The sequence below is a fragment of the Psychrobacter sp. W2-37-MNA-CIBAN-0211 genome, from assembly GCF_040309405.1.
In the GTDB taxonomy this organism is placed as follows: domain Bacteria; phylum Pseudomonadota; class Gammaproteobacteria; order Pseudomonadales; family Moraxellaceae; genus Psychrobacter; species Psychrobacter glaciei.
Genome location: NZ_JBEOOU010000004.1, coordinates 50,021 through 68,167 on the forward strand (window position 1 = coordinate 50,021; position 18,147 = coordinate 68,167).

Genomic DNA, 18,147 nt, shown 5'->3' on the forward strand with positions numbered 1-18,147 from the left:
TTCGATATAAACTGAGCCGATAATAAAAGCAAAATGCCAAAGACGATTGCCTACCGTTATACATGACGTCTACTTTAAGGACATTATTATGAAAGACATGCTTCAATCACCAACGCGGCGCCAACTGCTCTCGATGATTGGTAAAACCGCAGGCGCGACAGCGATGTATCAGGCAATGACGACGTTAGGATTTGCGTCAGAGTCGAGTTTTAAAGAGACCATGGATCTCAAAGGTGCACCTCCGGGTGCTAGTATCGTCATTCTTGGTGCCGGTCTTGGCGGACTGACCGCGGCTTATGAGTTACGTAAAGCGGGTTACGATGTCAAAGTACTCGAATATCAAAATCGTGGCGGCGGTCGTAGCTGGACATTGAACAGCGGTGATAAATATACCGAGCTTGGCGGTGAAGAAGTCACCTGTGATTTTGAAGAGGGCAATTATTTTAATGGTGGGCCGTGGCGTCTACCAAGCCATCATTATGCCATCTTCCATTATTGCAAACAGTTTGGCGTTGAGATGCAGCCCTTTATTCAAACCAATGATCGCGCTTATTTGCATCGTACTGATCATTTCAATGGCGTACCGCAGCGTTTGGGTGATGTGAAAAACGATATCCAAGGTCATGTCGCGGAGCTGCTATCAAAATCAGTCAACGTCGGTGGTCTTGATCGCTCGGTCAATACTGAGGATAAAGAGAAGCTGCTTGAAGGATTAAAAGGTTGGGGTGTGCTCGATAAAGATTATCGCTATCGCGCCAGTAATGAGACCAGTAAACATCGTGGCTTTAGTGTCTTTCCCGGCGGTGGCTTGATGCCCGATGCGACACCATCAAAACCTTTGCCAATCAGTGAGATATTGGATTCGGGTATGTGGGCAGATATTTATGGCAACCATATGACTTATGGTCATCAACCGACGATGTTTCAGCCAGTAGGTGGTATGGGTAAAATCGGTGATGCGTTCACTCGCGAATGTCGCGATATGATTGAGTTTAATGCAAAGGTCACTAAAATTCATCAAGATGACAGTGGCGTCACCGTCGATTATGTCGACAGCAACAGTCCAGATGGTGCCACCAAGACCATTCGTGCAGATTGGTGCGTGTGCAATATTCCGCTAACGGTGCTGACGCAGATTGATATCAATGTCTCAAAACCGATGAAGCAGGCGATGGCCGCTGTGCCTTACGAAACCTCTTATAAAGTTGGTCTAGAGTTCAACCGTCGCTTTTGGGAAGAAGATGAGTGGATATTTGGTGGTCTGACTTATACCGATATGCCCATTGCGCAAATTGCCTATCCGTCACAAAATATGTTCAAAGACGGTACGGGTGTGTTACTCGGCGCGTATGGTTATGGTCCTACGTCTTATAAGTTTAATACATTAACGCCGCAAGAACGTATTAATGTCGCGCTTGCTTATGGTAAATACATCCATCCTCAGTATCCGAAAGAATTCCGTGCAGGGACGTCAGTTGTCTGGCACCGTATCCCATGGACGCTCGGCTGTTATGGTATTTGGAATGAGTCGACCCGTCGTCAACATTACGATACCTTGTGCAGTATTGATAATCGTATTGTGCTGGCGGGCGAGCATTGCTCACATATTCCGGCATGGCAAGAAGGCGCTATTTTATCTGGTATGGATGCCGCGAAGCGCCTACATAAAAAAGCAAAAATGCTTGTTTAATAACGCTTGGTTAATATGAATAACTACAAAATTCAGAGGCTATCATGGACAATGCAATCGTGAAAAAGGCAATCTTGAAGAAAAAAGTCATGAAAGACATGACACTCAAACTGCTGACGGTGATGCTGCTGAGTGGGATAAGCAGTGCAGCACTGTTGGGCTGTAGTCAACAGTCAGATGATGAAGTAACGGTTTCCAGTGTGCAAGATCAGGATTCCCTAACAACCAATGACTATCAAGAAAGCCGAAATACGGGTGCGTGGGGCGGTGTTTATATGAGCCGTGAGGAGCTTAATGCACCTCCTATCAATATTGTCGACGACAGCTCATTGCCCAATATGGAAGATGACCCAAATATTACTAAGTGGAACGCAAAGTTTGAAGGTACAAATGGGTTTGTGACGACAGATGGCAAAAAGCTGTATCACGACTCTTGCGCGGCGTGTCATATGCATAAAGGCGAGGGTGCTGATGGCGCAGGCTATTATCCACCACTGGCGAATAACAGTAAGATGCAATCAAAGTATTACATCATTGATATCTTGATTAATGGCTTTCGAGGTATGCCGTCATTTCATGGGATGATGAACGATGTGCAGATGGCTGCGGTTACTCAATATGTGGTCAGTGACCTAAATGGTTTTACCGATACCGTTACCGCTGAAGATGTGGCAAAACTGCGGCATCCCAATCCATCAGCGGGTGATCCAAGTGATGAATAACACTATTATTTAAATTCTTAGCTAATAGTTTTTTAAGCGAAAATGGTTCGTACAAAAATGACTTAGCCATTCTCTGCAACATAAAAAAGCGCCTAATTATTTATTAGGCGCTTTTTTATAGGCAAGGCTTAATGGATTAAGAAAGATAATGAGAGAGAGGGTTTATTTAGGGCTGGATGACCAGACTGGTGAGCGAATAGTGCCTTGACCAGACTTACCGAATGACTCACCACCGTTCAGTGATTTGATGGTTAATATGCCTTTGCCGCCTTGGGTAGAAGCATAGACCACACGCTTACCGTTAGGCGAAAAGCTCGGTGCTTCATCGATACCCGTATTGCCCAAATTCGTAGTGATAGCACCGCCGCTATTCATGATCGCCGCTGAGCGACCACTTAAAAAGGCAATTTGTGAGCCATCGCTACTAAACTGCGGACTAGTGGCATAACCGCTATTTGATACTTTGGTCGTATTTCCTGATCCAAACTCATAACGGTAAATCTGTGGTTTATTAAATCCTGATCGATCACTGACGAATACAAAAGATTTGCCATCGGGTGCATAGCTTGGCTGTACCTCGCTGCTTGGCCAATTGGTGATTCGTCTAGGTTTACCGCCGCTGGCACTCATCTCATAAATATCAGCACTGCCTTCAAAGCTGCTAGAAAACAGTATCTTGCTGCCATCTGGTGAGAATGATGGGCTTAAATTGCTACCAGAAAATGGCGTCAAAGCACTTGCACTGCCGCCGCTCACGTTTTGTACATAAATAACAGGGTATGATTTATCGCGCTGTACAGAATAGGCGATGCGATTACCATCTGGTGACCACGATGGGGAGAATATAGAACCAGCAACTTCAGTAATGGTCTTAGCGTTTTCGCCATCAGCATCCATGACTTTTAAGCGCGATACTTTTTCTTTACCAGTGCCAACTTCTTCGATGTAAGCAATACGTCCGGAGAAATCACCTGGAATGCCAGTAATCAGCTCGTAAACTTTGTCAGCGATGACGTGACCGGCATAGCGCATGCTTTCTTTATTATTGTCAGCCGTTAAGCTTTGCTTGCCTTCAATCACTCGGCCAGATTTGATATCAATCACTTCGTAATCGGTGACTACTTTACCGCGGTTGCTGCGAGTACTACCGACCACTAGGTAAGGAATTCCCATACTTTGCCAAACCGGTAATGTGCCTGACAGCTCACTAATACTGTGCGGCTGTTGTGGCAAATCTTTACTGGTCACCTTTAATTCAGTTTTGCTCAAATCATTGAGAATAATCGGCGATAGCACAGAATCACCTGCAAACGGCACAAAAGCCACTTGGTTTTGTTGGACTGGAATATCGTAATCCAATTCTAAGACGACAGGCGCCGCCAACAGGTTGGAAGAAATAAGCAAGGTTGAGGTGCTGGCAAGTAAAGAAAGGCATAACTTCTGATGAGTACGCATGACCGAATTGAACTCCTGAAATAGTCTAATCGTTATTTTTTATAGGGGCTAAGTTTACCGTTACGGTATGGCAATATTACACACAGTGCAAGCAGTTTAAGGTAACGTTATCAATAATATAGGGACTGGGTAACTGATTAATTGCTACCTTTAAACTGTATGGTAAAAGTAGGGTACTTAGGATCATCAGCATCAATCGGTAAGCTGCCAGTATTCAAAACTGCTTGTTTGGCTGCTTCATTGACCGCGCTATCAGGTCCTGAAGCGGAGACGTTGACCACATTGCCGCTCGCATTGACAGTGATGGTTAAGGTGGCGCGCTGAGTCGAGCCTTTGGCAGCGGTTGGCGGGCTATAATTGCGTTTGATTAAATTGATAATTTCACCATTGCTGGCACCGCGACTGCCACTTGAGGCAGAGCGACTACTACCTTTTGCCGTACTAGAGGTAGAAGAATCACCAGATACAGTCGACTCACCATCTTCTGATAAGCTAAAGCTTTTACTGGCACTGCCAGAGCTGCCAGTATCAATTTTTAAATTTTTATCAGTAGCAGTAGGGCGTGTAATTCTAGGCGGGTTGTTTTGTTTATTACGGTAATCCCTAAGCTGTTTTTGTTCTTCGATGAGCTGTTGTCTTTTATCTTGTTCAACTTGATTGTGTTCTTCTACTACCGACTCATCTAGCTGTGCTGCCCATTCAGCCATATTGCGCTCATATTCTTGATTTTGCTCAAGTAGTCGCTGATGCTGTTCTTCACTCATTAGCATCGGGCGACTGGCAGGATCGTCAGAGCGTGTAAAAACAGGCACGCGCTGAGAGTTTGGTTGGTTGGGGTTTTGAATGCTAGCGCTACCGTCAACCGTGTTCTCTGGCATATCACTGAATGAGCCGCTCGTACCACTATCAGCTTGCATAGCACTGGCAGCCGCGGCACGATTGGCAAGGATTTGCCCTTGCATCTCAGCCAGCTGTTCAGGGGATACCATGACGGTCTCTAAGCTACCTACCGTTTCAACTTCTGTATTTTGATAGGTATAAATAAGTATGCCAATCACCAGACCATGTGCAAGCAAGCTGAGGAGCGTAGGCAGTGTCAGCCCATTGCCTTCAGGTTGGGTCGGCACATAAACAGCAGGCGCATTATTCATGGCAGTGATACTCATGGACATGATATTGGAGGATGAGGTTCATCAGATTATCTACTTTATTATAACAAGCGGTGCTAACAATAGGATTCATTATGATGAGGGTGTGGGCAAGGGTGCGCCCGTTAATAATCCCACCTTTTGGATACCTGCTTGCTGCAAGCTTGCCATCAAGGTCATGATAGCGCCATATTGATTGTTTTGATCGGCATTGATCATAACCTGTAAAGGCTGCGCGCCCGCATCGCTGCTTTGCGCCTGCAGATTAGATAAGGTGTTAATCAGCTCTGGCTCACTAATCGGTAAGTCGATATTGCTCTCATAACTGATAAAAATCTCGCCACTATCGGTTAAGGAGACAATCACGGGTAGCTGGCTTTGACTCATGGTATTGGTTTGCTCTTTTGGTAGCTCGACGTCGACGCCGGTGATCAGCATCGGCGCAGTTACCATAAATATCACCAGTAGCACCAGCATCACGTCGATATAAGGAACGACGTTCATCTCCGCATTCAGCGCTTTTTTCTCACGGCGATAGGGGTTTGGTTTCATAGCCCTGTCACCTGACCTGCATGGCCATTAAGTGCGCTGTCTCTATCTACCACGCTTTGGACGCTTGTCTCACGTTGGAGCATACCGGTCATCTCATCGCAGAATAGTGCGCGTGAATCATACAAACGGCTTGATTTGGCCGTAAAGTGGTTGTACGCGAGTACAGCAGGAATAGCCGCAAACAAACCCATGGCCGTGGCAATGAGTGCTTCAGCGATGCCAGGCGCGACAGAGGCTAGGGTCGCCTGTTCAGTTTGGGATAGTCCCAAAAAGGCATTCATAATGCCCCATACGGTGCCAAATAAGCCGACATAAGGTGCAACTGAGCCGATGCTGGCTAGGGTAGTGAGCCCAGATTCTAGTAACTGCTGCTGACGTCCTAAGCCGACCCGAAGCTTACGCTCAACCCCATCGATAATGTCATCTTTTGGCTGACGTTTTTTGTGCATCCTGAGATATTCAGAAAAGCCCACATAAAATATCTGCTCAAGTCCTTGGCGCTCAGGGGAGCCTTGCACCCCTTGGTACAACTTTGCCAAATCTTCACCCGACCAAAACCAAGTCTCGAACTGTTGATCAAAGTTCTTAGCCGTACCGAGCCGTGCACTCATACGAAAAATAATGACCCAGCTGAGCAAAGACGCTAGCAATAAGAGCGCCATCACAATCTGTACCAATAGACTGGCTTGGGTGATAAGGTCGATAATATTTAATGATTCAGGCATGTATTGGACTCACGGGTAATTAACAATAACTGGTATACGCGCCATACGTAGACCGGATAAGACCTCTAACAACTATAGAATATAGGGCATCGAAACTAAGCTGGTAATAGCTGGTAACACAAGCTGGTAATAATAGAAGGTATTCAACAAAATGCACTTATATTATGCACGAATAATATTTTTCATATAGTACAGCGTGCAGAATCGATAAAACGATCATACTATGAAGCGTCAATGCATTATGCACACTTATATCAACCGACTAGTGTACTGCTAAATGAAGAAAAGGTCATTTTTTTAAAAGGTTAAAGCGAAAAAAACTGCATTTTATTGATAGAGATGTAATTTTCGTCGATATAAGGTGGGTTTAAAGGCAGGGTTGGGCAGTAATACAACTATTATCCAGTATTTAAACGCCAAGACAGCCTTATTTCTGTTTTAAACCAGCAAGGCACGGGTAATGATTGAATTTGTATCTCATTTTCTCTAAAATGTTGCTCTTTGTTACCGCTGCCTTTTGATTATGACGTCGCAACCTGCTTGTTGACGTCATCTTTATTTTAGGCACCAATAAATTTGTTCTTTCACTAGCAAGCTGGGCGCGACACTTATGAATGCAATTGAACGCTATTTTGGGATCAACGGTGAAAACACCACGGTCAAAACGGAAATTCTTGCCGGTATTACTACCTTTTTGACGATGGCTTACATCATCTTTGTGAACCCCAATGTATTAGCAGAAGCGGGTATGGACAAAGGAGCGGTGTTCGTTGCTACTTGTTTGGCAGCAGCAATAGGCTGCTTTATTATGGGTATTTATGCCAGATTGCCAGTGGCATTAGCGCCAGGTATGGGCTTAAACGCCTTCTTTACCTACGGTGTGGTGCTGGGTATGGGCTATGCATGGCAGACAGCGTTAGGAGCAGTATTTCTATCTGGTTGTTTGTTTATCCTTTTAAGCTTATTCAAGATTCGCGAATGGATTATTAATGCCATTCCAACGAGCCTTAAGCAAGGTATCGTTGCTGGTATCGGTGCGTTTTTGGCATTTATTGCCCTGCAAAGCTCTGGCATCATCGTAGGTCGTGATGCGACCTTGGTCATGCTTGGTGATATGACTGCATTTGCCCCTATGATGGCTGCTCTCGGTTTCTTTATTATCATCGGTTTGGTGTATAAAAAAGTCCCAGGTGCGGTAACCATTGGTATTTTGCTGATTACCTTGATCAGTTTGGTTACTGGTAACACGCAGTTTACGGGTATTATGTCGGCACCGCCATCGATTGCGCCAACACTCATGCAGCTTGATATCGCAGGCGCGTTTGATATTGGCATGATTAGCGTTATTTTTGCTTTCTTATTCGTTGATCTGTTTGATACAGCAGGCAGCTTGGTTGGTATTGCCAATAAAGCAGGCCTCATTGATAAAGATGGCAATATTCCTAATATGGACAAAGCGCTATTGGCTGATTCAACGGCTACGGTTGCCGGTGCCATGCTAGGTACTTCGTCAACGACCAGTTATATTGAAAGTGCGTCAGGAGTTGCGTCAGGTGGTCGAACCGGTCTGATGGCTGTGACGGTTGGTGTGCTATTCTTGCTTAGTATTTTCTTTGCGCCATTAGCCGGTATGATTCCCGCTTATGCGACCGCAGGGGCGATATTCTATGTGTCGGTATTGATGCTGTTCACCCTCAAAGATATTAATTGGGAAGACTTGACGGAAGCGGCACCAGTAGCAGTGGTATTATTACTAACACCGCTTACGTATTCTATTGCTGATGGTATTGCGCTTGGATTTATTACCTTTACAGCGGTGAAGTTGATGACAGGCAAGTTCTCTGAAATTACGATTCCAGTGTGGATTTTGACAGCCATTTTATTGGCAAAGCTGGTACTTCTATAAGTCGCTAACGTGATGTGGATAGTCTATATCATGTAGCTAACCATACTAGCATTAGGCATATTCTGACCCTCTTTATTATGGATTAATAAGGAGGGTTTTTTTTGTGTTTCAAATAAAGTGCCTTGGGATAACCAACCGAAATTCTCTGCTCTACAAAACAATTAATGACCAATAGTAAACAAAAAATTATAACTAAAGCGTCATTGCCGTTATGATGGTTATAACTAATTGTTTTTAAAGTAGATATTTATTGTCTTAAATTCCAAATATCGTTAGTTTGAAATTTTTTTTCATGATACCATAGCCAGGTTAAGCGCATCACCTCAATCAACGCCGTAGAGGTTTTTCTTACAGTGAATTAGCGTCATATAAGATGGTAGATTTTGGTTTATTAGCATGATAATCGATAGATTATTGTCCTAATGATATTCAGCCTTGAACCATTAATCGAACTCCTTTCACTACTAACAAGAAGAAGGCACTAATGCCGCTTAACTGTTCGTTGTTGCCTTTATATTGTTAACGTAGCCCGTTTAACACTCGAACGACCTACTTAAACGTTTCCAGCTTATGCTGGATTTGCTCGTTTTACGATGGCGCCGTTTGGTCTTTTGATTATTGCTGTGAGTCACAGTCAATAATTCCTATTAAATATGGTAGGGTTATAGACAGTGAACCAGAGCGCTCAGTTTTCCTCATGGACCATTTATCATGGTTTTTAGACGATAGTGATGGAGTTGGTATGAACCCAGTAGAGCAGTTTACCCCGAAAGAGCCGATTTTATTTAATCCTGTCGATATGCTATCGCCAGACTATATTGACCTGTCTGCAGATGAGCTGTATGCACGCATCTCACCGTTATATAGTGTTGATGAGCAGCGCTGGTTGTCTGACTTATTGCCACTTGCCAAACCGAGTGACGAAGAGCGTGAAGCTGCGAGTGACCAGACGCGCCAGCTGGTTGAGTATGTGCGTAATGATGGCAAAGCGATCAAAATGGTCGATTCATTATTACTTGAATACAGCCTTGATACGCAAGAAGGTATTTTGCTGATGAGTCTGGCTGAAGCCTTGATTCGGGTGCCAGACAATTATACGGCTGATGCGCTGATTCGTGACAAAATGAGTGTGGCGGATTGGAAAAAGCATTTAAAAGATGACAATGGTTTTATGGTCAATGCCTCGACGTGGGGCATGATGATGACCGGCCGTGTCGTCAGTATCGACAACGGCACGACTGCCTCAGGGTTTTTGGATCGAATGACCAAAAGAATGGGCGAGCCAATGATTCGGGCGGCGATGCAAAAAGCCATGCGTATTATGGGGCATCAGTTTGTCCTTGGTGAGACGATTGAAGACGCCAACAAAAACAGTCAGCCGTATCGTAATAAAGGCTATACCTATTCGTTCGATATGCTGGGTGAAGCGGCGATTACCCATAGAGACGCTGAAAAATACTTTAATGACTATTTGCATGCGATTAAAGCGACTGCCAATGTCAAAGTTCAAGAGGGTATGCCAAAGCCGTCTGTTTCTATCAAGCTGTCTGCACTGCATCCACGCTATGAGGCCACGCAAGAAGCTCAGGTGTTGGGATTATTGCGTCAGCGTTGCTTATTGCTGATCGAAGCGGCACGCGAAGTGGATGTGGATTTGAGCATCGATGCCGAAGAAGCCGATCGCCTAGAGATATCTCTAAAGCTGTTTGAGTCGCTCTATCGTGATTCGCTAACCGCTGGTTGGGATGGATTGGGCATAGTGGTGCAAGGTTACTCTAAGCGCGCCATTGCTATTTTTGCTTGGCTTGCACGCTTGGCAAAAGAAGTTGGCGATCGTATCCCGTTACGCTTGGTTAAGGGCGCTTATTGGGATACAGAGATTAAACTTGCCCAACAAAAAGGCTTGTCAGGATATCCCGTTTGGACACGTAAAGAAGGCACGGACACCGCTTATTTAGCCTGTGCTCGCTTCTTGTTGTCTGAGCATCTGCGCGGACTTATTTGGCCCCAGTTTGCGACCCATAATGCTCATACCTTGGCATCAGTGATGACCATGAGTGCGCATAGAGATTTTGAATTTCAGCGTTTGCATGGCATGGGTGATGCGCTTTATGATCATATCTTACAAACATACAAGATCCCTGTTCGTATTTATGCCCCAGTTGGTGCGCACAAAGACTTACTGCCATATCTAGTACGTCGTTTACTCGAAAATGGTGCGAATAGCTCATTTGTGCATCAGTTGTTAGATAAGTCTTATCCGATTGATAAGCTGACGGTACATCCGTATGACAAGCTAGTAGCGAATGATACGTTAAACAATCCAGAGATTCCGTTGCCTTTAGAGATTTATGGTGATCGCCGTGCCAGCTTTGGTCCTAATATATTTGTAGAGTCGCAGTGGCTATTATTCAAAGCCGCGATTGACAGTCATTTAACAAAGACATGGTCCGCGTCTCCTATCATCAATGGGCAAGCAATTCATGATTCTTCAGTGGATGGTAAAGCTCAGAAGCTTGATAGTCATACAGTGCGTGCGCCATGGAATCATGAAGTTATCGCAGGCGACGTACAATACGCCAATGCAGAATTGGCGCGTCAAGCCATTGATGCCGCAGTAGCCGGACAAAGCGCGTGGCAAGCAGTGCCAGCGGCAAAACGTGCGGCAATATTGCGCAAAATCGCTGACCTCTACGAAGAAAACTATGCTGAACTAATGGCCTTGTGCCAAGTTGAAGCTGGCAAGACCATGCAAGACAGTATTGATGAGATCAAAGAAGCCGTTGATTTCTGCCGTTTTTATGCGGATGAAGCGGAACGCTTAGACGCAAAAGCGCATGAGTTTACTGATTTATCTGGCAAGCAGTCGCGTCAGGTGTATAAAGCGCGCGGCACCTTTGTATGCATTAGCCCTTGGAACTTTCCATTGGCTATTTATACTGGTCAGATTGTGGCAGCACTCGCCGCCGGTAATACCGTTGTCGCAAAACCTGCTGAGCAAACCAGTTTAATCGCGCATTTCGGTGCACAGCTGATGTATCAAGCTGGGGTGCCAGTCGAGGCGCTACAGTTTGTCACTGGAGCAGGTGAAGTGGGTGGGGCATTAACCGCCGCTGACAATTTATCTGGTGTCATCTTTACCGGTTCGACCCAAACCGCGCAACGTATCAATCAAAGTCTAAATGATCATGCGCAAGCCAGCGGGGAGCTGCCCGTGTTTATCGCTGAGACGGGTGGTCAGAACGCCATGATTGTCGATTCAACAGCCTTGCCTGAACAAGTGGTCAGAGATGCTGTACTGTCTGCCTTTGGCTCGGCAGGTCAGCGTTGTTCAGCTTGTCGCATACTATGTGTACAAGAAGAAGTGGCTGATGAGTTGATTGAGCTACTGCAAGGCAATATGGCTGAGCTAGTCGTGGGTAACCCGCTGTATGCAGCTACCGATGTCGGCCCAGTCATTGATAATGATGCCAAGCAAGGTCTTGAGGCGCATATCGAACGTATGGTCGCTGAGCCAACGGCGAATATCTTGGCGCAGACACCTATGAGTGCCAGCTCGGTTGTCAGTCAAGAGCAGTCTACCTTTGTGTTACCAACCGCGATTGAAGTCAAAAGTATCGACGTGATTGGTGGTGAGCACTTTGGCCCTATATTACATGTGCTACGTTATCAAGCCCGTGATTTGAACAAGCTTATCGATGCTATCAATGCTACTGGCTTTGGCTTAACGCTAGGTATTCACAGCCGTATTGAAAATATTGTTGAGCATATTGAACGTCGTGCCTTTGTCGGTAATACCTATGTTAACCGTAACCAAATCGGTGCAGTCGTAAACGTACAGCCGTTCGGTGGCTGTGGTCTATCGGGTACGGGTCCAAAAGCGGGTGGTCCACATTACGTCGCTCGTCTCATGCAGCTAAGCTCTGAGTCAGTTGCTACTGAGCAAACAAGTGCTACTGAGCAAAACACTGCTACCAATACTAAAACTGAATCACTTACTCAACCAGAAATCGCATAAGGAGCAGCAACATGGCGACTGAATTTAAAAAAAATCATGCCCAGGTTTGTGAAGCTTGGCGATTACTTGGCGCAGTCAATCGTGCAACGTATCTACAAGCAGCCATCCCAAAATTGGCGCTGCTGACTGGTGATGTCAATAAGGCAAAGCGTCTATTCCATCATTTATTGAGCGCCGCGCCCAGTCTGGATGAAGTACAGCGTATGACGGGTGCAACGGGTGAGTCCAACGACTTATATGTCACTGGTCGTGGTAAGACGATGGTTATCGGCGGTGAGTCTGCGCGTGCAATGGCAGTACTTGGACAGCTAATCGCTGCATTATTGACGGGCAATGAAGTGATATTGCATTGTCCTAGTCAGGCTGAGATGTGTGATGAAGCAGCAAAAGTCCTTTATGATACTGGCATTAGCGATGATGTATTGAGTGTGGCTAATGATTCGCAAACGATCACGCTGTTATACATTGACCGTCTCGCGCAAGTTGCTGTTGCAGGTAATAACAGCGAAATACAGACAATCAGTCAAGAGCTTGCCAATACGGATGGTATTTTGACGCAAGTAATTGCTGTGACCGATATGGAAGGCATGTCAGAGATGCTAACGCCTGATTACCTTCATCGCTTTGTCACTGAGCGAGTAAGAACGATTAATACCACTGCTATTGGTGGTAATGCGAGCTTGCTTGAGCTTGGTACTTAGCCAAGGATTTAAGTAATGTCTGATGTCACAATAAAGACTCTAACTTAAAAAGTAATATGTATAAAAAAACCGATATCTGAATCAATCAGGTATCGGTTTTTTTATGTCTAGATAAGCCAATTAAGTGCAACTTTATGCAAAGTTATTCAGCCGCGTCGATCCACACCCAGCCGTTCTCTAGCCATTCGCTCAAATCATCTGCATCAATATCCGTCACATCTTGGCTATTTAGGTGTTCGCCATTCGCCAAACGCACCAATACAGCGCCTGCTGCCTCTTCAAGCCCGTCAATGCGCTGACCATTGGCATATAGCGTAATGCCCTCACTAGTCCGGCTATAGAGCAAACGATTGCTATAGTCCGCTTGCAACGTGGCACCTTCTGCTAGAGCTTGTATCAGCTCATCGGTGTCTAACGTCTCTTCTGGCATCAGTGCGTCATACTGGCGCTTGCTCACGACTTCAGACACTGCTTGGCGAATGATATCATCACCACGCTCAGACTGTAGCATTTGTAATAGCTGATCTTTGATGGCATTAATGCTGCTCGCTTGCAATTCACCTGATGCTTGCAGCGCTTGTGGCAACAGCATTGGGACAAATAAGTCGCTATCGTTGGTGGCGATATCAGCCAAGCTATCGATGATTTGCATCAAGTTTGGACGACGACAGCCAAAAGAGAAAGTCAGGCAATCATCTTGTGCGACACCAAAATGCGATAACTTAGGCGGCACATAAAGCACGTCACCGGCTTCTAGTATTTCATCAAATATAATCTCGCCCATATCATCAAACAATCGAATCGGCTCATCAGCGACGAACTCAGTATTTTTATCACAGAATTTACCCAGCTGCCAACGTCTAGACCCAAATCCTTGCGCTAAAAACACATCATAATCGTCATAATGTTTGCCGACTGAACCACCTTTTGGCGCATAGGAAACCATGATGTCGTCACGTTGCCACTGAGGGATAAAGTCAAAGGCTTGCCACAATTGACCAAGTTCTGGTGACCACTGTTCCATATTCTGCACCAGCACGGTCCATTGATCTGGTAATTTATTAAAATCAGCTTCAGTCAGTGGGCTTTTTTTGAGTTGCCATTGCGCCTGACCTTCTTTTTTACTGGCTGCTTGGGTCAGCAGACGCGCGCTGGCGTCTTCTTCAAGGGCCAGACCAAGCATGTCGTCAGGTTCAAACATGCCAATAAGTTGTGGTAAACCTTGCTTGATAAGCAAGGGTTTTTTTTGCCAATACTCCCTCAAAAATTGCTCAGGAGTAATGGAGTCGGGCAAACAAAGGGGAATTGAGGTCATTGATAAGTCCATATCTGAAAATGGGTATAAGATTAATCGTGAGGAGTGCTTTATAGGAAGGTTTTAATAGTTTATGATTATCGCTTATCTGATAACCAGTCTTATAATATTAATGGCCAATATCAGAGCATCCCATCAATCGTAGGAAGTTTATGAAAAAATTACATTTTATCGTCATTATCGCTAGTATTTTTTTACTACAAGCCTGTGTACACAAGATAGTAACCGTACCAGCTAAAATCGCTTATAAAACCACTAAAGGTGTGGTTAAAGGTACCGTCGCTGTGGGTAAAGCCATCATACCGGGCGATAGTGATGACGACAAAAAAGATGATTAGTTTATTATTCGGCTGTTGTTTCCGGCTACTTGATCACGACATTATCGTGGCGAGTTTGAAATAGAGTAATCACCGCAGCAATCAGCCCACCGAGTAGTGCTAACGCCATGTCTTTGTGGGCATCCCAACTATCACCTTGCTGACCATTGTAAGCCTCTGCCGCTTCTGGCGATAAAGTCGCTGCAATTCCCCATTCTAATAGCTCGTAAAGCAGGCTTGATGACATATTAATCATGAGTGCAATGGCTATCAAAAGTTTGATGGATGATATCTTAAAAATAAATTTTGAGCTCTCAACCATCGCACTGAATAGCAAAAGCCCATAGCTAAAATGTACGAGCCTGTCATACATATTACGCTGCCAACCAAACAAATCGTTTAAGCTGACACCAAATATGAGCTGTGTCCAATCATCATAGGGCACATATGAATATAGATAACGTGCGCCTATAATATGAACGAATAGGAACATCGAAGCGAGGACATAGGAGCGTGAGCTAATATGCCAGTGGCGATATGAGAACAGCATCAACCCTAAAAAAATCAAGGTACCCAACTGATGTAGTAGGTAGCTTGACCATTCTAGAGGCTCAATACTTGCCAGTACCATAACGATGAATACCGCCATAGTACTAACAGCTACTGATTTAAAGTTTCGCTGCATGTTGCCCGCTTGTTTTTTGCTAGCTGTTAATAGCAGCCAACTAAAGCTTGGCAATCCAATCTTTAATCGTGCGGGCTTGCTCAGTGGCATTACCAATATAAGTCGCTGGTGTCATGTCACGTAGGCGCGCTTTGTCAGCGTCGCTAACGGCGGACAATTCATCACTTTCAACAAACGTTAGCATGGCTTCGCGAGTCATGGCGTTACCGCGGGTCAATGCTTTAAGCTTCTCATATGGGTTTTCCACGCGGTAGCGACGCATTACGGTTTGAATCGGCTCAGCCAATACTTCTTGTGCATTGTTTAAGTCATCATTCAAACGCTGCGCATTCAATTCAAGTTTACCAACGCCTTTTAAGCAAGCGTCAAAAGCGATCATGCTTTGTGCCAGACCGACACCGATGTTACGCAATACGGTAGAGTCTGATAAGTCACGTTGCATACGTGAGATAGGCAGTTTTTCGCCCAAATGTGCCAACATTGCATTGGCAACGCCCAAGTTGCCTTCTGAGTTTTCAAAATCAATCGGGTTGACTTTATGCGGCATGGTAGAAGAACCCACTTCGCCATCTTTTAGACGCTGTTTAAAATAGCCTAAGCTGATATATTGCCAAATATCACGGTTAAAATCGATCAGAATGGTATTGAAGCGTCTTACTACATCAAACAACTCAGCGATGTAATCATGCGGCTCAATTTGCGTGGTGTAAGGATTAAAGGCTAGCTCTAAACGCTCATTAATAAATTGCTCAGCATGCGTTTGCCAATCAACATCAGGATAAGCTGAGAAGTGCGCATTGTAGTTACCAACCGCGCCATTGATTTTACCCAATAGCTCTACTTGGTTGATTTGTTTGATTTGACGGGCTAGGCGATAGGCCACGTTTGCCATTTCTTTACCAAGGGTTGTTGGGCTAGCGGTCTGACCATGGGTACGTGACAGCATAGGCTGGTCTGCATGAGTAATAGCCAAATCAACGATGCTATCGGTCACTTGTTGCATCTTAGCAACCACAATCTCGCGGCTGTCTTTGAGCATCAACGCATACGATAAGTTATTGATATCTTCACTGGTACAAGCAAAATGAATGAATTCTAGCGAATCAACCAAGGCCTCCTGACCACGGAATTTGTCTTTGATGAAGTACTCAACGGCTTTTACATCATGATTGGTCGTGGCTTCAATGTCTTTAATGGCTTGCGCATCTGCTTCACTAAAATCATCAACGATTGCATTCAAAAAAGCATTGGTCTGGTCATCAAATGCTGCTAATTCACCAATTGCGCTGTTGTCAGCCAATGACTGCAACCAACGAATCTCAACGGTGACGCGAGCTTTGATTAGACCGAATTCAGACAAATAAGGGCGTAAACTGTCAGCTTTTGATGCGTAACGGCCATCAATCGGGGAGAGTGCGGTAAGTGGAGTCATGGTCATGCCTCATTGGTTATGAAAGTGAACGAAGTTAAAAAATATTAAAATACAAGAAAAAAGTATGCTTAAAATCCGCAAGGCGCATCAATTGACGCAATCATGCCACCGCCCAAACAAACCTCATCAATATAAAAGACTGCTGATTGACCGGGAGTGACTGCGCGTTGTGGCTCGTCAAATACCACGCGGACATCGCTTCCGTCAGCACTTGTCGCAAATACACGACACGCTTGGTCTGGCTGGCGATAGCGAGCTTTTGCCATACAGCGTAAACCTTCATCGCTGAATACATCTGCAGGTGGCAGGCCGTCGACCCAATCCATTTTATAAGCGGTCAGCTCATTACTGAGCATCATTGGATGCTCATGCCCTTGACCAACGATCAAACGGTTTTTGTCTAGGTCTTTTGCCAATACAAACCAAGGTTCTTCTGGGCGATCTTTGACACCGCCAATACCGATACCGCCACGTTGACCCAAGGTATAATACATCAAGCCATCATGAGTGCCGATGGTATGCCCATCGTCAGTCACGATATCGCCTTTTTGGGCAGGCAAGTACTGTTGTAAAAAGTCCTTAAAACGACGCTCACCGATGAAGCAGATACCTGTAGAGTCTTTCTTTTTGGCCGTCGCCAAATCATGCTCTTCTGCAATCTGACGTACGACAGGTTTTTCGAGCTCGCCAACTGGAAATAGCGTCTTGGCAATTTTATCGCCACCAACCGCATGTAAGAAGTAGCTTTGATCTTTATTATTATCCAAGCCGCGTAATAGCTGAGCGACCTCATCACCATTGGCGTTGGTGTAATTCATACTGCGGCGCGTATAGTGACCAGTGGCAATGTAATCGGCACCAAGGGTCAAGGCATAGTCTAAGAACGCCTTAAACTTAATCTCTTTATTACATAAAATATCTGGATTGGGTGTACGTCCAGCTTTATATTCCGCTAAAAAGTGCTCAAAAACCCGATCCCAATATTCCATGGCAAAATTGGCAGTGTGCAGCTTCATGCCGATTTTATCGCACACCGCTTGTGCGTCGGCCAAATCGTCCATTGCTGTACAGTATTCGGTACCGTCATCTTCTTCCCAGTTTTTCATAAACAGACCCTCGACCTTAAAGCCTGCTTGCTGAAGCAAGACGGCCGATACGGAAGAGTCGACCCCGCCTGACATACCGACAATCACATGCTTGCTGCTAGGATTATCGATATCGGCAAGCGTTAAAGGACGCTGGGCGTTAAAAGAATCAGAAACGGATATGCTTGAAGTATTTGGCATGACTGACATAGAGCGGCTCAACTTTTTATACCTTATCCAAATTTGAACGACTACTGAAATTAATGTAACCCCTAGGGTTAACAGGCTTAGCGATTTGATAATCTCAGCTTATCTTTTGGACTTATCTCTTAGACTGGGTATTATGATAAAATAAGCGTCATATTATACCAGTTAATTAAAACTGGTGGCGAGCTA

14 protein-coding genes are annotated in these 18,147 nt (G+C 45.0%); 6 read left to right on the top strand and 8 right to left on the bottom strand.

Going from position 1 to position 18,147, the window contains the following annotated elements; genetic code table 11:
- Positions 1 to 88 precede the first annotated feature (88 nt).
- Both AAEY72_RS06170 and AAEY72_RS06175 read left to right on the top strand, forming a co-directional pair.
- Complete coding sequence (locus AAEY72_RS06170; RefSeq protein ID WP_352309867.1) at positions 89 to 1,690, top strand: flavin monoamine oxidase family protein; 1,602 nt, start codon at positions 89 to 91, stop codon at positions 1,688 to 1,690.
- Positions 1,691 to 1,779: 89 nt separating this feature from the next.
- Complete coding sequence (locus tag AAEY72_RS06175; protein ID WP_352309991.1) at positions 1,780 to 2,412, top strand: c-type cytochrome; 633 nt, start codon at positions 1,780 to 1,782, stop codon at positions 2,410 to 2,412.
- A gap of 162 nt (positions 2,413 to 2,574) precedes the next feature.
- On the opposite strand, the gene AAEY72_RS06180 is transcribed toward AAEY72_RS06175, so the two are convergent.
- From AAEY72_RS06180 to tolQ, 4 genes are all read right to left on the bottom strand, one after another.
- The gene (locus AAEY72_RS06180) at positions 2,575 to 3,867 is read right to left on the bottom strand and encodes a beta-propeller domain-containing protein (protein ID WP_352309868.1); all 1,293 of its coding nucleotides are present in this window, start codon (positions 3,865 to 3,867) and stop codon (positions 2,575 to 2,577) included.
- A 137-nt stretch (positions 3,868 to 4,004) separates the two neighbouring features.
- Positions 4,005 to 5,033, bottom strand: a complete 1,029-nt coding sequence (locus AAEY72_RS06185) for a TonB C-terminal domain-containing protein (RefSeq protein ID WP_352309869.1) — start codon at positions 5,031 to 5,033, stop codon at positions 4,005 to 4,007.
- 75 nt (positions 5,034 to 5,108) lie between these two features.
- The gene (tolR, locus tag AAEY72_RS06190) at positions 5,109 to 5,567 is read right to left on the bottom strand and encodes a protein TolR (RefSeq protein WP_194619882.1); all 459 of its coding nucleotides are present in this window, start codon (positions 5,565 to 5,567) and stop codon (positions 5,109 to 5,111) included.
- On the bottom strand, positions 5,564 to 6,292 hold the full coding sequence (gene tolQ / locus AAEY72_RS06195; RefSeq protein WP_189584860.1) for a protein TolQ: 729 nt from the start codon (positions 6,290 to 6,292) through the stop codon (positions 5,564 to 5,566). The genes tolR and tolQ overlap by 4 nt, the downstream gene beginning before the upstream one ends.
- A gap of 610 nt (positions 6,293 to 6,902) precedes the next feature.
- Here tolQ and AAEY72_RS06200 point away from each other — a divergent pair.
- From AAEY72_RS06200 to AAEY72_RS06210, 3 genes are all read left to right on the top strand, one after another.
- A complete protein-coding gene (locus tag AAEY72_RS06200) occupies positions 6,903 to 8,198 on the top strand; it encodes an NCS2 family permease (protein WP_010201193.1) in 1,296 nt (431 codons plus the stop codon).
- Between the two features lie 742 nt (positions 8,199 to 8,940).
- On the top strand, positions 8,941 to 12,216 hold the full coding sequence (putA, locus tag AAEY72_RS06205; protein ID WP_352309992.1) for a bifunctional proline dehydrogenase/L-glutamate gamma-semialdehyde dehydrogenase PutA: 3,276 nt from the start codon (positions 8,941 to 8,943) through the stop codon (positions 12,214 to 12,216).
- 11 nt (positions 12,217 to 12,227) lie between these two features.
- Positions 12,228 to 12,917, top strand: coding sequence for a 1-pyrroline-5-carboxylate dehydrogenase (locus AAEY72_RS06210; protein ID WP_201588386.1), 690 nt, complete (start codon positions 12,228 to 12,230; stop codon positions 12,915 to 12,917).
- A 142-nt stretch (positions 12,918 to 13,059) separates the two neighbouring features.
- Here AAEY72_RS06210 and AAEY72_RS06215 read toward each other — a convergent pair whose 3' ends face one another.
- Positions 13,060 to 14,232 (bottom strand): JmjC domain-containing protein, encoded by a 1,173-nt coding sequence (locus tag AAEY72_RS06215; protein ID WP_352309871.1) that lies wholly within the window; start codon positions 14,230 to 14,232, stop codon positions 13,060 to 13,062.
- Positions 14,233 to 14,384: 152 nt separating this feature from the next.
- Between AAEY72_RS06215 and AAEY72_RS06220 the strand changes: the two genes are divergently transcribed.
- Positions 14,385 to 14,570: an NF038104 family lipoprotein gene (locus tag AAEY72_RS06220; protein WP_010201200.1), complete on the top strand. Its 186-nt coding sequence runs from the start codon at positions 14,385 to 14,387 to the stop codon at positions 14,568 to 14,570.
- A gap of 25 nt (positions 14,571 to 14,595) precedes the next feature.
- On the opposite strand, the gene AAEY72_RS06225 is transcribed toward AAEY72_RS06220, so the two are convergent.
- From AAEY72_RS06225 to mnmA, 3 genes are all read right to left on the bottom strand, one after another.
- Positions 14,596 to 15,324, bottom strand: coding sequence for a DUF2238 domain-containing protein (locus AAEY72_RS06225; protein WP_352309872.1), 729 nt, complete (start codon positions 15,322 to 15,324; stop codon positions 14,596 to 14,598).
- Positions 15,275 to 16,666 carry an adenylosuccinate lyase gene (purB, locus tag AAEY72_RS06230; RefSeq protein ID WP_352309873.1) on the bottom strand — a complete coding sequence of 464 codons (1,392 nt, stop codon included), beginning with the start codon at positions 16,664 to 16,666 and terminating at the stop codon, positions 15,275 to 15,277. Before purB ends, AAEY72_RS06225 begins: the two co-directional genes overlap by 50 nt.
- Before the next feature lie 68 nt (positions 16,667 to 16,734).
- Positions 16,735 to 17,952: a tRNA 2-thiouridine(34) synthase MnmA gene (mnmA, locus tag AAEY72_RS06235; RefSeq protein ID WP_502945356.1), complete on the bottom strand. Its 1,218-nt coding sequence runs from the start codon at positions 17,950 to 17,952 to the stop codon at positions 16,735 to 16,737.
- Between the last annotated feature and the right edge of the window lie 195 nt (positions 17,953 to 18,147).

Bases quoted from the DNA above. Each gene is read 5' to 3' on its own strand.
- AAEY72_RS06225 (WP_352309872.1), bottom strand. From the start codon at position 15,324: ATGCCACTGAGCAAGCCCGCACGATTAAAGATTGGATTGCCAAGCTTT.
- AAEY72_RS06180 (WP_352309868.1), bottom strand. From the start codon at position 3,867: ATGCGTACTCATCAGAAGTTATGCCTTTCTTTACTTGCCAGCACCTCA.
- AAEY72_RS06170 (WP_352309867.1), top strand. From the start codon at position 89: ATGAAAGACATGCTTCAATCACCAACGCGGCGCCAACTGCTCTCGATG.
- AAEY72_RS06175 (WP_352309991.1), top strand. From the start codon at position 1,780: ATGAAAGACATGACACTCAAACTGCTGACGGTGATGCTGCTGAGTGGG.
- AAEY72_RS06215 (WP_352309871.1), bottom strand. From the start codon at position 14,232: ATGACCTCAATTCCCCTTTGTTTGCCCGACTCCATTACTCCTGAGCAA.
- purB (WP_352309873.1), bottom strand. From the start codon at position 16,666: ATGACTCCACTTACCGCACTCTCCCCGATTGATGGCCGTTACGCATCA.
- tolR (WP_194619882.1), bottom strand. From the start codon at position 5,567: ATGAAACCAAACCCCTATCGCCGTGAGAAAAAAGCGCTGAATGCGGAG.
- tolQ (WP_189584860.1), bottom strand. From the start codon at position 6,292: ATGCCTGAATCATTAAATATTATCGACCTTATCACCCAAGCCAGTCTA.
- AAEY72_RS06220 (WP_010201200.1), top strand. From the start codon at position 14,385: ATGAAAAAATTACATTTTATCGTCATTATCGCTAGTATTTTTTTACTA.
- AAEY72_RS06210 (WP_201588386.1), top strand. From the start codon at position 12,228: ATGGCGACTGAATTTAAAAAAAATCATGCCCAGGTTTGTGAAGCTTGG.
- putA (WP_352309992.1), top strand. From the start codon at position 8,941: ATGAACCCAGTAGAGCAGTTTACCCCGAAAGAGCCGATTTTATTTAAT.
- mnmA (WP_502945356.1), bottom strand. From the start codon at position 17,952: ATGCCAAATACTTCAAGCATATCCGTTTCTGATTCTTTTAACGCCCAG.
- AAEY72_RS06185 (WP_352309869.1), bottom strand. From the start codon at position 5,033: ATGAGTATCACTGCCATGAATAATGCGCCTGCTGTTTATGTGCCGACC.
- AAEY72_RS06200 (WP_010201193.1), top strand. From the start codon at position 6,903: ATGAATGCAATTGAACGCTATTTTGGGATCAACGGTGAAAACACCACG.